We start from the raw sequence: 15,394 nt of genomic DNA, 5'->3' as shown, positions 1-15,394 counted from the left end.
TTTTTCTAACCTTCAGTCCTATTTACTTATCGTCTGCGCTACCTACTATCTCTCGTTTTCAGTGGGGCAAAAGTACATCTTATTAACACTACAATCCAAACTTATTTAACATAAAATTTGACAAGAATCTTAAAATGTGGAAAATAACAAACCTAATCTACTGGTACAAAAACAATTGAGAACAATCAATAGTTATCCACATTATACGATTCGTTTTTTTTTAAATGTTGTGAGAATAGGTTTTATATATGAATAGACTATATTCTGATGAAGAAACGAATCAAAGTTCAGTTTATCCAGGATTTTAAAGAAGGTATGTATGGGAAGAATTCTCTTTATAAGAAGTAGTATTAATAAACTCAATACTCTAGCCCCGATAGTAACGGTTACCCCGCAGTAGATCTGGATCTGAAAGAAAGCGCTGGCACGAGGAGTATGAGTGGATAGCGGGATTAAGCTTTATGAAAAATGAAGGTCTTTAATCTTCAAGTTTATTGTGTATCAGAAAAAACGTTTGACAAGTTCCTTATATATATAGTACCCTAACAGGCATCCGATCACATCGGCTACTATATCCAGGGATTCCATTGATCTGCCCAGATGCATTTCTTCCTGCAGTATTTCGGTTAGGAATGCATATATAAGGATGATCTGGAAAAAATAAGAAAATTTGATTTTGGGGAAAGTGGCGATAAAGCAAAAGCCAAGCATAGCAAATATACTTACGTGCAGAACTTTATCGAACCCGTTGAACATAAAAAAATATTCATGATTCTCTTCTCCGGGCTTGAGAAGCATATAAGTAAGAAATGCCCAATAAATGGGCAAGATCTTACTAAATATTTTTGAAACCCTATCCAATGATAGCTTGGTATTCTTCTGCGGAAAGCAATTCGGACTGGTCTGCACCATCAGCAATCTCTAATTTGATGATCCATCCGTTACCATAAGGATCAGTGTTTAGTAACTCAGGCTGAGCTTCTAATTCTGAATTGAATTCTGTAACCTTTCCTGCAATAGGTAAGAATAGATCTGAAACAGTCTTTACTGCCTCTACACTTCCAAATACAGCTCCACTGTCAAGATCGTCATCAACAGTATCAATATCAACATATACGATATCTCCAAGTTCTCCTTGTGCAAAATCAGTAATACCAATAGTAGCTACGTTTCCTTCAATCTTGATCCATTCGTGATCTTTAGTGTACTTTAATTCCGATGGTGTGTTCATTTTTTGATTTTTATTATTTTACAAATTTATTCAAAAATACATAAGGTTCAAAAAAAGTATGTTTGTTTATTCAAAATGTTTTTCCCATTCTTAATATAATAGAGTTGAATAAATACTCAACATGGTAAATAGTACCTTTAATAAAAGATCTAGCTTTATTATCCCTGTTTCATTTTAATAAAAAATCCCCTTCTTATTCAGAAAGGGATTCATATGTTTATATAACTGTTGGTTAGAAACCTCCGGAATCTCCAAATGTAAATGTTGCAGACAATCCAGCTCTTACTGTTGAAAGTGGGAATGCTGTAGAGATTTTATATTTAGAAGTCATCTGTTCATAGAATACTCTTAAGTTTAAATTTTCAGAAACATTGTAATCTGCAGAAATCTTTACATTCATTAATTTCTGACCGCCTGTAACCTGAGAATCATCCAATAGTATATTTGTAATACTCGTTCTGCTATCACGTAATGAGAAGTCTCCTCTGATATTAAGATCACTTCCTTTTCCTTTTCCTCTTTTTCTTACGTCATTCACTCCTAATCTAAAGTTACGGATAATATAACCCACTCTTACCACATATTCTGTATTGGCATCTTCAGTAAGGGTCTGATTTAATAATCCCAGCAATAACATTCTGTTTCTATTATACTGTATTCCGAACTGCATGTTATTTCTCATGGTAACATCCACACCAATCAATGGCGAGAATGACTCAACATATCCTACCTGAGAGAATGTAAATGGATTAATTCTGTCTCGGTTAGAATCAAAAAGACTACCACCAGTTGAAATTGCATTAAAATAATCTATACTTGACTGGATTCCTGTCGCTGTATAGGTTGCATTATAACTATGTAATATATCAAACTTAGAAAACTGTCCATTGATAATAGGTACATTTCTTAACCCTGAATAGGTTACTTTCCAGTTTGGTATTGGTAATCCTGCTTTTTTAGCATCCCCAATCCCTTTGATAGATTTCCCTTCTACAGCTGCTCGGAATGCCGGTATTAAAACATAGGCGTTGGCAATACTATAACCATCCGTGAATCCTGCATTGTTTACGGTTGATATATCTCCAAGCTGTTGAGAAAGAGCTCTTGCGTTTTCCCGAATTGACTGATATACTGCTGCTCCATCTTTGAAGGATGTTTTCAAAAGTATTACTGAGTTCGAGTATGTAACAAGGTCATTGGCAAAAGTAAAATTAGGATTAGGAATTCTGGTTACTGGATCTACATAGTTGAATCCGGACTGTGAGAAATTCCTGTTATAATTATGCAATACACTAACATCTATTCTAAGGTCATTCATTGGTACGACCTGCAAATTGGCACGCAGTTCCCTGGTTGACATCCGCACATATGGATCTGTCATATATTGAGAATCACTTACCCAGCCATTCTCCATAACCGTTCTTCTGATGTCTGCCTGTGATCCAAATAAGAATCCAATACTTGGGCCTCCCAAAGTTTGCCCGTATCCATAATAATTAGGTGCAGAAAGTAGTCCTGGCAACACAGTTCCATTATTCTCTGAATAATTAACATCCAGCTGTTTTAAAGAAGTAAGTAAAAATGCGGCACTTTGTAAAACAGTCAGTTTATTTTTAAACTTATAGTTTTTAAACTTATATCTTTTCTTTTCCCATTGTTGAGTATACACATTATTCAGCGAGTCAATTTCCTGTCTGCGTTTTTGAAGTTTTGTAGAAATATTTTTGAAATATTTAAACTGTCCAAAGAACTTAGGAAAATCAGCAGTTGCCGTTGCCTGAATAACATTTGTATTCTGACCTATTGAACCTAAACTTTCTGCTCTCTGGGTATCAGGATTAACAAAACTATACAAAGCTGTACTTCTTGCATTCCAGTTATAGGTAAATCCATATCCCAGTTCAGCATCAATAAAATCCAGATATGGTAAATACTGGAATGGGAGTTTATAGTTCAATTGTACCCTATGGTTATACAATACTGGTCTTCCCGATCTGAACACATTCCCAAAGATCGAAGAATTATCCATTGTATTCACATCTACGTTATCATTCAATGTTCTCGTTGCTGAGTTTATTTCCAGTTTTAACGATTTTGTAAAATTAAATCCTAAACCATATTGCCAACCAAAGTAGAAGTTTCTGTTTCTTATTGCCTGAGATTCATCATTGAAATTACCATTAAGAATAGCATCAACGCTTCTAAACTCCAGTTCATTATAATTCCTGTCGATTTCTGTCCTGAAAGAGAATCTTGTCGGAATTGGATTAATATTAAATTCTTTTACCCATCTCAGGTATTTTGTAGATTTTGCGGTATCACTGATCATCTTATTAAAAGGCTTGATCACCCACGGTTTGAAAGTATAATTATAATCTACATATCCTCTAAGATACTGTCTATAGTTTTTCTTAGTATAAATATCTCTGAAGAAGTCGTCATTATAAACCGCCGTAACTGAAAGGTTTTCTACATCGTAGAATTTAGGCTTCTTATTTGGATTAACCCTTTCCTTGTGCATATTAACAACTCCTAAACTTCTCTGCTGCGTATATGTTCTTGCCACTTTTTTCAGCTGTTCCCTGTTCGCTGCTTTCTTAAATTCAACGTCTGTATCTAAAGGATTATACTTTGGATCTTCGATCGTCTGTGAATAGGAATAGTTGACAGGAATCTTAACTCCAGTCTTTTCAGGAAGGAATTTATCTAAATTGACAGCTGTATTGATACTGAATGCAGACTGTGTCGACTGATTTCTTTCTGCCGGTTTAGAATCTATGTTCCCAAATCCAACAGACGTGTATGATGCATTGGCGTTCACTACAGCAAAATCACCAAGGTTAAAATTTAAACTTGCATTTCCGGCATATCCGCCTTTATTATCAATTTCAGAAAGTCGGATTTCATTGACCCACAATATCCGATCCAGGGGTGCACCAGTTTCACCTCTAGGTATACCATTTCTTATCCCAATTACTATAGTCGTAATATTCCCTAAACTTGGACGCCCTTTAATATATATATTCTTGAGTTTATCTGCTTCACCAAATACCGGATCTAAAATTCTTTTTGAAATATCATTAGGAGAACTTTTATCTCTTCTAATTTTAGCATCTACAAAATTTTGGATTTCTAAATCAACTTCATTCTCCGCTGGCCATATTTCCATTGGAGTAGTTGCGGTGCTTGGGGTTACCTTCAATGATGCTTCATATTCATAATAATTATCTGCAGCGTCACTTCCGAAACGAATAAAAAATTTGGTCTTTGGATCTATATCCGGAATAGGTGGTTTTCTTTTATCCGGATCTTCAGCATGTACAAAAAGCTTTAATCTTTTATACCTTCTCATGTCCAAAGTTGTATTCTTAAATACGCCTCTTGACTCAGTTTGTGGAAGCTGGTTAACTTTTAAATATAATGAACTTTCATTCTGTCTTTGGACACCAGCGTTTCCACTTAAAACCTGTCTATCAATTCCGGGAGGTAATACATAAGGAGGTGTATTTAAGGCATTTTCTTCAATATTAACACTTCCAATTTCTAAATTTTGAGGGTCTGGTACATTTACCGTCCCTTCTTCTATAATATCTGTTCCAGTTATTGCCGTATTTTTAGGATACTTTCTCCAGTCTGATCTTACTAAATCCATGGTTCCAAACCTCAGAGTAGAGGTCTGATCAAAACCTGTTAATAACATTCTTGCAAACCTCACATTGTTAAGAACTCCAGGATCATGATCTCCTGCATCTGTTACATATGAAGAAACTGGAATTCTAAATAAATACCATCTTACCGGTGAAGTCTGTCCATTTTGAAATTGAGCCTGAACAGTTTTTACATCAACAATATTATTTGTTCCTAAAGCTAAACTTGCCTGGTCTAACTTAATTTGATATTCATTATAGTTTTCACTTTGATCAAGGTTATAGTCTTTATTAATATCTTCAGCATCGGGAGTCTGAGAAGCTACTTCTAATGAGTTGCTTTGTGAGTTTCCTTCAGGTCCTCTGAAATATTTATATCTCTGTACCAATGACGAAGCCTGGCTTCCTGTAAACTTTGCCGACAAATAGAATACAAAATCATCCACTGCAGGGTCAGCAAGATTAGTAACAGGATTTGTAAATGTATTTCCAAATTTCATGGATTCCTGGTCTGAAGTGAGACCGTCATATCCGGCATCCTGTATTGTTCTTTCCTGCCCTTCGCTTGAGAAAGCATATAATATAGGAGGTTGTTTTGGCTGCACTCCCCAATTTGAATTAGTGGTAACAGATGGAGTTCCTGGTGTTGGCAATCCATTTTCATACTGCATAAATCCATCTTTTAAAACATCTTCGGAAACGTTTCCTAACTGAAGTAATAGCTTTGGATTAGCTCCTAAATTATTTCCATCTGCATATGGATCCATCATCCAGAATTCCACATATTCAATATTAGAATTTACAAAATTGGAAACAGTAATGGGTCTCATAAGACCAGCCCATCTCTGTTGAGTAGTTTCATTATTTGGATTGACATTATAAGGTCCTTTTTCCGTCGGATAGTAGGAAATGTCAAATGTGTTTGTAAAAGTTTGTTCACCTGCTACAAAATCTCTGTTATTGTAGATCTCTGAATATTGTACTCTTCTGGAAGCATGGTTAGAGACAGACTGAGGAGTAATACCAGCAGGAGCTCTTCCTCCAACACCCCAGAATCTAGGATCAATATTGTACCATGATAATAATCCCCTTCCGTAACCGTTTGTGAGATCATTGCCAGCTCCAGCACCTGAAAATACGCCTCCCGATTTCTCCGGTTTAGAAGCTAAACTCCAAGCAGCAGGTTCTTTTAATGATATCTTTGATGTGGTCTGTTCAAAATCATCAATATAGGATTGATCATTGGTTCCTTTATTTAATCCTGGCAATAAGTAGGCTCCTTCCATTTTAAAGTTTAAATTGGATGGAGCTTCGGTTTTCACCATTGGAATTTTATTTGTCAATCGAGTCAGGAAAGGAAGCTGATTATTATACATTAAATTTATCCCAGCCATCGTATTGTTAACGGCCTCCTGTCCATAATTTACCTTTTGGGTTAGTGGAGATTCGGAATAATTAACAACTGTAGCTCCTAAAATGAAATTTTCATTAAATCTTCTCTCTAGATTTAATCCTAAAAATCTTTTTCTTTGGGTATTAAAAGTCAATTGGTTCTCTAATGAAATATTAATTGCCTGTCCGGATTGTTTTACATTTTCATTGATAATCGTTACAGTACCCAGCATGTAGTCAACGGTATAATCTATCCCTTCTGTCAACTGTACTCCATTAGCAGAAACCTTTACCGAACCTTGTGGAACATTCACTGCGCCTAAAGAGATTCCTTGTCCTGCAGTTCCTTTATATCGTCCTTCAAGAGTATACCGCTTAGGAACATATGTTGCAAATTGCTTCTGTTGATTATAAATATCAGCTTGCACATATTGTGGATCACTCGTTCCAAGTACGCTAGCCATATAGCTGCCAAAGGGTTGGGTTTTCGTAAAAATAATCTTTCCTGTTTCTGGTCTTATGGTAAGACCACTAACAAAGTCAAATATACCATCTCCTGTAGTTCCGCCACTGTTATTCTGAATATCTCCGTTCATGTTCAAACGGTCCCAATTCAATAGTTTTAGCAAGTTAGTACCTTGAACACTGGTACCAGGAAGATAGTTTACTTTACCTCCAGTTTTTGCATCTCTGTAAAGTACATTCAATATAAATCCATCCTGACTTACCTGTCCGGCATCTAAAGCATAGATATTCTTCATCATCAATGGCCACATCGGAGAAGTAATATCAACCCTTGTGGACCTTAGTGCTTTTGTAATTAATACAGGACTTTCTTCAGAAAATTCTCCGACTTTATACACTTTATTTGTACCATCCGTAAATGAATATGAAACTGCCAGAATCTGATTATCATTTAGCTTCTGATTTAATGAAATATATCCTAATTGTGGTTGAAGTGTATATTCACTGGTGTTTAGCCTTCTTGCTTTTTTATTAAAAAGAAAATGATCATTATTCACATATGCTTGCGACCCACCAGTTGCAATAGGAAGTGATTGCCCCTGTATCAGGTCTGCATAATTTACACCGGCATCCCGAGGTGTTGGACCCATTGTATTAGAAACGGCTTGATAGAGATTGTTATTAGCATTATCAGGCATTACTGCAGTTTTATCTCCCAAGTCTCTGATTCCAACTATACTTTTCTGAGCAGCCAGATTACTGTTTCCCTGGTCTAAAACCCAAACTTCTAATCTTGTTATATTGATTTTTGAATTGATCTGAGGGTAGTTTGCCAATGCCCTATCATAATTATCTAAGAAGTAGTGTCCTAAAAAGTAATGCTGATTGTCTTCATAATCTATCGCATCTATCTTAAAGGTGTTTACGGCTCCACCGCCCTGAACAACAATATTTCTTGCCTCTCCCTGCTGTTGGGAAAGCACGACTGTTCCAAAGGTTTTTCCTAACTGGAATTCGGTTTTCACCCCAAATAGTGATTGAGAACCACGTATTAAGCTAGTAGAAAGTGGCATGTTTACGTTACCGAATTCCACTCTCTTGATGATTTTATCTTCTGAACCGGAAGCCGGTGAATTAACATCTCCTAATCCTTTCGTCTGCAAATCTTTCCAACTTCCTTTGGCCTGCCAGACCAGGTTCATTCTATTTTCGAATGCAAAGCCACTTTGGGTATCATAGTTGGCTTTCAACTGGAGATTCTCTCCTACTTTACCCAATAATCCTAATTGAATTCTCTGATTGATATCAAAGGTAAAGCTGGTTCTGTTTTGAGGTAAAATTAATGGATTGTCAATCTTCTGGTAAAGCCCTGCAAAATCGAAAGAAGCGAATCCCGTAGGGATTATTTCTATTTTATTACTTCCAAAAATAGTCTCGAAAAGCTTATTACGAATGGTCAATGCAGGAATTAATCCTTTTCTTTGTGCATCACTTTTATCTTTTCGGAAAAGTAGGTTGTATTTATCGGATTTATCTTTATAATAGGCTCTTGTCTGACTGGCCATCATGAATTCCTTATATTCCTCCGGAGACATCGCTGTCGGAGGCCCGGTCACTGTATTTCCAATTTTAGGATATACATAGTACATACCAGTTTTTACATCATAAAAGGCTTCAAACTGAGTAGGGTCAGCCAGTTCATAATCTTTCTTAATAATTGCCGTGTCACGTACCTGCTGTGCAAAAGTATTTACCGACATACATAAGAACGACAGGAACAGAAATATATTGAGATACTTATTATTTGCCACCAAATGTTAAAGGTTTTTTAAAATTTGTTTTACCAACTCTTCTATTGAAATACTTGGATTTTGTTTTATCATACGATCTGCAATCTTCTCGCTCATGCGTTTAGGAATTCCTAAAACTTCTAATGCAGATAACGATTCTTCCTTGATTTTATTATTCGCAAACGTAGAAATATTTTCTTCGAGGTTGTTGAATTTTTGGACCTTATCTTTCAAATCTACAATGATTCTTTCTGCTGTTTTAGTTCCAATTCCCTTCGCTTTTTGAATCAAAGCACTGTTGCTTGAAAGTATAGCCGAAGCAATCTCATCAAGGCTTAAAGTTGACAGTAAAATAAGCGCTGAAACAGCACCTACTCCATTAACACTTATTAACAAATTGAACATTTCTTTTTCTAAACGAGTGTTAAATCCGAATAGCAAATGTGCATCTTCACGAATAATCTGTTGAATAAAAAGAAAAGTTTCCTGATTGAGCGACAAAGTTTGTGACGTCATTAGACTAATACCTGTATAGTAACCAACTCCATTTACGTTGATTACTGCATAAGTTGGCGTAAGTTCTTGAACAATGCCTTGTAAAGAAAATATCATTATTAATTTTTAAAACTCCCAAATATAGTAATTTAAACTAATTAATGTTTTCATTTCACGCACGAATGATTTTTAACTTAATTTTTGAGGTGATATTCAAGCATTTGGTCTAAAAGTAAAAAACTTCAAAATTGAGAATACAATCACTATTTTTTAATTTGCACATCAATTTAGAAACTGGTTATTTTGGTATGTCTTACTATATTTTCACCACCACATTTCCAGCTGGAGTCCAATAGATACCCCTTGGGTTTTCCTTATTAATCTATTATTTAATAAAGACTCGCCGGTTATTCCTTTAAAACTCTCCGACCAATGGGCATAAGTTATAAATGGTCTAAAAACAGGTCTTGAATAATATCCATAATTCAAGGTAATCTGTGGTGAGAAAGTTACTTTCTGTAAACTTCCTTCCAATCCTGACCGATCACTTTTCATATAATCGTTACCGGCTTCTAATGCCAGATTAAAATATTTATTGATGTAGTGCATATATCTGAATCCTACACTCATCCAATTTTTTGAAGCTTTATCAGTCATCATTATTTCATTCTGATCTGGATCTCCTGTACCGAAATTTCTGTACTGGTAGGTTAATGAAGCCTGAATTGCATGTCTGCGCTTATCATCATATACAAAATTGTTTATAATATCTAGAGATGAAGCTTTGTCAAGATCATATATTCTTTTACTATCCCTATACTCGCGTATTGTTTTTCCTGTGTATCCATTTTCCGTTATAGAGCTTCCTTTCCGAAATAATATAGTAGAAGTATGGGTTATATTTTTTTTGGAATAAGTGTACCAGGTTCCTAAAGCATATCCATTATGTTTTTGAGTGTTCATTAGCTTATTTTCGGTTTCAATACTGTATTGACCAAGAAAGTTTAGCTTTGAGAACTGAGATACAGGAACATCCAGATATCTTAGATCAGCTGCATAAGAATGGCTATTATTATTGCCATATTTAAATCTTATTAAGGCTAAATTTAAATTCCCCGCATTCTTTATCTGATAATTTTCTAGTCCCAATCCTATTTGCGAATTTTGTGCAGAATTGATCCAGAAATAGTCTAAAAGCTCTACGTTTCTACGATCATAATATCTTTTGCCTAACCAGATATTTGCATTTTTAACTACTTTATTTATTTTGCCATACAACTGTGCAGTTTCAGGAAACTGTTTATATCCATCACTTCCGAATGGGATGTACTTAGCCATCATGTAAGTAACTTCATACAGATTTACAGAATCTTTATTCCTGTATTGATAATTAAACTGCAGCTCTCCATAATGATTAGCCTCATTCCCCAATCGAAATTTATGCAGGTTTTCAGGCGTTACAAAATTAACCATCTGTCCGCCATCCGTTCCTCCTATTCCTGTTCTTATGTATCCATTTATACTAAATTCATGAGGATTTATCGCTTGTGAATGTACCTTGTTGTAGCTTAAAGAGCATATAAAAAATAAACTTATCAATGATTTGATATTCTTTGTGTTTTTTTTCATCATTCTACCTGATTAATACACATCCGAAAAGAATCAACTATTCATTAAATATCAGAATAAATATATCCCTAATTACTCAAAAAAAACAGCTATATTCTTTCAGGCAAAAAGATAAAATTATTGTTGAGAATCATTGAGAAATAATACCAGCCCACAATTAAAAGTCCGAATTTTTACTTAAAATTCATTCTTTAAAAATGCAGTGGCTTAGTCAGAAAGTTAAAAAGAAAAAGTAATCTATTTTAAAGTAATAGATTACGAAACTCAGATCATCCTTTTAATAATTTTTTCATTCTTTGTTTTTGTGTTTTTTATTTTATTTGTGTTTTTCATATGCAATATAACAATTTAATTATCTGTACATCAACAATCACAAAAAAAATCTCATTAAAAGAAAATCAATTAGTGAGACTTTCACATCATGATAGATAAACTTCATTCTCTTAATTCCAAAAAAAAGAGGTTAGAATTCCTAACCTCTTTTATATCATTTAAAATTTTCCAGCTAAAAGTTCGATTCAAATTTTCAGAAAATCACTTTCAAAAAGGATACTGTTATTTTTTTGCTTCTCTTTTCTGAGCATCCAGAACAGCTACTGTAGCAAGATTTACAATTTCATCCACACTTGAGCGCATTTGTAAAACATGTACTGGTTGCTTTAAACCCATAAGAATTGGACCAATTACCTGAGCAACTTTCATTCCTCTGATAATTTTATAGGATAGATTGGCACTTTCCAGATTAGGGAAAATAAATGTATTCGCAGGTGTTTCTCCTAACTTTGAGAATGGATAATCACTAAGGTGATCAGCATTCATTGCAAAATCAGGTTGAATTTCTCCATCAACGATCATTTTAGGATACTTTTCATGTAAAATACTTACAGCCTTTGCCACTTTCTTTGAAGTATCAGAAATCGCAGCAAAGTTTTCAAATCCAAGCATCGCAATCCTAGGTTCAATTGCAAAAGATTTTACAGTAATTTCAGCCATTTTAGCAATATTCACAAGATCTTCTGCTGTAGGATTATTATTAATCGAAGTATCTGCAAAAAAGATAGGCTTCTTCTCTGAAAGAATCATCATCATAGCCGCTACCTTATCTACTCCCTTTTCTTTTTCAATAATTTCTAAAACCGGGCGTAATACCGATGCATAGTTTTTAGAAAAACCAATAATAAGAGCATCTGTATCACCATGCTTCAACATAAGAGGGCCAAAATAATCTCTTTGACGAACATATCTTTTTGCTTTGTATTCGTTCATCCCTTTTCTCTGACGAAGCTTCCAAAGGGTATCTCTGTATTTTTTTCTGTTTTCCTCCTGATCATCATCACTTGGATCAATAATTGGAACATCAAGACTGATTCCGTAGCGTTCCATTTGCTCCTTGATATATTTCTTCTCCCCTAAAAGACTCGGATACGCAATTCCTTCCTCATAAAGAATCTGCGCAGCTTTAAGAACATTATATTCTTCTGCGTTTCCTAAAGTAACCCTTTTAGGATTTGATTTAGCACGGCTCTGCATCATTCTTACAAGCTTTTCATCTCTTCCCATTCTATCAAGAAGTTGATTTTCATACTCATCAAAATCAGCAATTGTTTTACCTGCAATGCCACTTTCTATTGCGGCTTTTGCCACCGCACTAGAAACTTTAGTAATTAATCTGTTATCAAATGGTTTTGGGATAAAATATTCTCTACCAAATTGAAGATTCTGAAGATTATATGCTAAAATTACAGCCTCTGGAACTGGTTCTTTGGCTAAATTGGCAATAGCATGAACAGCTGCCAACTTCATTTCTTCATTAATACCTCTTGCCTGAACATCTAAAGCTCCACGGAAAATATAAGGAAATCCCAATACATTATTAACCTGATTAGGATAATCACTTCTACCTGTAGCCATGATCACATCTTTACGTGTTTCAAAAGCAAGGTCATAATCAATCTCCGGATCTGGGTTTGCCAATGCAAAAACAATAGGATTTTCGTTCATACTACTCAACATTCCTGGAGTCATTACATTTCCTTTGGATAGTCCAACAAAAACATCAGATCCTTTCACAGCATCTTCCAGCGTTTCGATATCTGTCTGCGCAATAAAATCTAATTTTTCAGGAGTAAGATTTTCTCTTTTGTGATTAATAACCCCTTTACTATCACACATTAAGACATTTTCCTGTTTTAATCCTAAAGAAATATAGAGCTTGGTACAAGCAATAGCTGCTGCTCCCGCACCATTAACCACCATTTTCACTTCTTCAATCTTCTTATTTGCGATCTGCAAAGAGTTGATCAATGCAGCTGCAGAAATAATCGCAGTTCCATGCTGATCATCATGCATTAAAGGAATATCCAGCTCCTCTTTTAACTTCTGTTCAATATAGAATGCTTCAGGAGCTTTTATATCTTCAAGGTTAATCCCACCAAAGGTTGGTGCAATCCCTTTTACAATCTGAATAAATTTATCAGGATCTTTCTCATTGATTTCAATATCAAAAACATTGATATCCGCAAAAATTTTAAATAAAAGACCTTTTCCTTCCATTACAGGTTTTGAAGCCTCCGGTCCAATGTCACCTAGTCCTAAAACAGCTGTACCATTTGAAATTACTGCTACAAGATTTCCTTTTCCTGTATAATCATAAACTGTCTCAGGCTTTTCATGAATCTCCATACAAGGAACGGCAACTCCCGGAGAATATGCTAAAGACAAATCTCTTTGAGAGGAATGCGGTTTTGAAGGGATAACTTCGATTTTTCCTTTAGGCTCAGCTTTATGATAATCTAATGCTGCTTGATTAAAGTTCTTTTCGTCGCGATGCGTTTTATTTGACATAGAATTTATTTTTAAAGTATATATTTAATGTGATAATCGACTAAACTTTCAATAGGTTTCTGTACAATTTTACCAACATTTAAATTAAGTTCTGCAGCTGCAGAACGAAGAGTCTCTTCATAATAATATGCGATAGAGCCAATAAAATTAATTTCGGCTTCTTTTGATTCTTCGTAAGGAAGAACCTGATATTCAAAGAAGTTTTTCATTTCTTCGAACACCATTTTCTGGAAGTAAGGATGATCCTTTCTTTCCACAACAAATTTATTGAAATTCGCTAAATATGCATTTGGTCTTGAGGTATGGTACATATTTTTTAATGCATCCTCAATTGTTAAATGATAAGTTTCCTCAAACTGGAAATGCAGATCTTCGGGAAGCTTTTGCATAAAGAACCTACGCACCAATTGCTTACCGATTGCACTTCCACTACCTTCATCTCCAATAAGGAATCCAAGGGACGGAAGTTTTATTTTTAAATTCTCACCATCAAAATAACAGGAATTAGAACCCGTTCCCAGAATACAGACAATAGCAGGTTTCCCGGTATAAGCAGCATATGCTGCAGCCATAAGGTCTTCTTTTGCTAAAACATCTGCTTTAGTAAAAAATTTGGCAAGTTCTCTTTCTATAGTGGCACAATTTTCTGGTATTCCACAACCTGAACCATAGAAAAATACTTTTGTTATAGAATTTCTGACAGCACTAAGGTTGATGTTCTTTTCAATTTCAGGTACGATAAGTTCTGCGGCAATATTGTTAGGATTAAAGCCAATAGTCTCCGTTTTCATGAAGATCTTTTTGAAATCGTCTAAAATCACCCAATCACATTTGGTAGAACCACCATCAACAATAGCAACCATATATTACATTTTAGTTTAAGGATGCTAAATTATGAATTTTATCTCTAAATAGCTTTACAAACAAGTCAGAAGCTAGTATGTATTACTAATGTTTTATATCATCTTTTTTTTCATTGAACTGTATCAGCCAATCCTGAATTTCATCTTCGAGATATGAAGTTTGTAATATCATTGCATTTATAAAATCATCTGGTATTTGTTTATCGTTGGAGTTTTCAAGATTCCAAAGTTCATCAGACATATTTTCATATTCAGAATAGACTCTTTTGAATCGGGAATTTTCTCTTTCAAGAGCTTCAATATTTTTCTGTTGGAGCTGGAATTTTCTGTATTTGTTTTGACTTTTCATACAAATATTATTATAAATTGGTTATAAAGTTCTGGAAAATGCTTTCAAACGTGCATTACAAGATAGAAAATACCATCAACACAACTAGTTGAAAATGAATTTATTATCAGGTGGTTTTTATATATTTCTAAAACTAAAATTAGAACTATTTTTGATTAAAAAAAAATATTTAACATCTTTTTTTACTGTTTAACATATAGTTATAAATTTGCACATCAGATAAATTCGATGAGAGAATTAATACTACGCCAGAAACAAATATTGCTCTTCATATTAGCAGGAGGACTTAGTGCTATTGTGGAAATAGGAAGTTTTAAAATCTTCAGTACCCACCTTCCTCATTTTTTGCAGTCAGAGACAAATTTCCATGGGATACATTATCCTTTAAGTAATATTTTCTCTACAAGCTGCGGGATCATAAGTAATTATTTTTTAAGTATCTGGTTTGTCTTTGAAAGAGGTAAACACTCTAAAAGAAAAGAATTTGCTTATTTTATGGTGGTCTCTTTCATCTCAACATTACTAAGCCTTAGCTTCTTTCAGATATTCTATAGGTTTATATTTAAAGACAATATCAATTTAATTTTTTATACCTTGAGCCCGGAAATACTCAGTAAGATTGCAGCGATTTTATTAGTTTCCATTCTTAACTATTCTGTCAAAAAGAAAATAATTTTTAATGGTTAACC

At 34.4% G+C, this 15,394-nt stretch carries 9 protein-coding genes; 1 reads left to right on the top strand and 8 read right to left on the bottom strand.

The annotated features are described in order from the left end of the window. Positions 1-501: 501 nt before the first annotated feature. The 8 genes from AC3WRL_RS10650 to AC3WRL_RS10615 form a co-directional block, all read right to left on the bottom strand. The gene (locus tag AC3WRL_RS10650; protein ID WP_285439791.1) at positions 502-798 is read right to left on the bottom strand and encodes a VanZ family protein; all 297 of its coding nucleotides are present in this window, start codon (positions 796-798) and stop codon (positions 502-504) included. A gap of 55 nt (positions 799-853) precedes the next feature. Further along, a complete protein-coding gene (gene gcvH / locus AC3WRL_RS10645; protein ID WP_214831301.1) occupies positions 854-1,231 on the bottom strand; it encodes a glycine cleavage system protein GcvH in 378 nt (125 codons plus the stop codon). Positions 1,232-1,463: 232 nt separating this feature from the next. After that, entirely contained in the window at positions 1,464-8,495 is a 7,032-nt protein-coding gene (gene sov, locus AC3WRL_RS10640; protein WP_261511021.1) for a T9SS outer membrane translocon Sov/SprA, read from the bottom strand. A gap of 57 nt (positions 8,496-8,552) precedes the next feature. Continuing rightward, the gene (gene ruvA, locus AC3WRL_RS10635) at positions 8,553-9,137 is read right to left on the bottom strand and encodes a Holliday junction branch migration protein RuvA (protein WP_214831299.1); all 585 of its coding nucleotides are present in this window, start codon (positions 9,135-9,137) and stop codon (positions 8,553-8,555) included. Between the two features lie 207 nt (positions 9,138-9,344). Continuing rightward, a complete protein-coding gene (locus AC3WRL_RS10630; RefSeq protein WP_492330246.1) occupies positions 9,345-10,652 on the bottom strand; it encodes a carbohydrate porin in 1,308 nt (435 codons plus the stop codon). Positions 10,653-11,204: 552 nt separating this feature from the next. After that, positions 11,205-13,493: an NADP-dependent malic enzyme gene (locus AC3WRL_RS10625; RefSeq protein WP_214831297.1), complete on the bottom strand. Its 2,289-nt coding sequence runs from the start codon at positions 13,491-13,493 to the stop codon at positions 11,205-11,207. 11 nt (positions 13,494-13,504) lie between these two features. Then, positions 13,505-14,356, bottom strand: a complete 852-nt coding sequence (locus AC3WRL_RS10620; RefSeq protein WP_214831296.1) for a BadF/BadG/BcrA/BcrD ATPase family protein — start codon at positions 14,354-14,356, stop codon at positions 13,505-13,507. Between the two features lie 85 nt (positions 14,357-14,441). Continuing rightward, complete coding sequence (locus AC3WRL_RS10615; protein ID WP_214831295.1) at positions 14,442-14,705, bottom strand: hypothetical protein; 264 nt, start codon at positions 14,703-14,705, stop codon at positions 14,442-14,444. A 228-nt stretch (positions 14,706-14,933) separates the two neighbouring features. Between AC3WRL_RS10615 and AC3WRL_RS10610 the strand changes: the two genes are divergently transcribed. Further along, positions 14,934-15,392: a GtrA family protein gene (locus AC3WRL_RS10610; protein ID WP_214831294.1), complete on the top strand. Its 459-nt coding sequence runs from the start codon at positions 14,934-14,936 to the stop codon at positions 15,390-15,392. Positions 15,393-15,394 lie beyond the last annotated feature (2 nt).

It is taken from the genome of Chryseobacterium sp. FW101-FHT12H09, assembly GCF_058790395.1.
The sequence above is the reverse complement of the archived record's forward strand: the minus strand, read 5'-3'. Positions and strand labels throughout refer to the sequence as shown.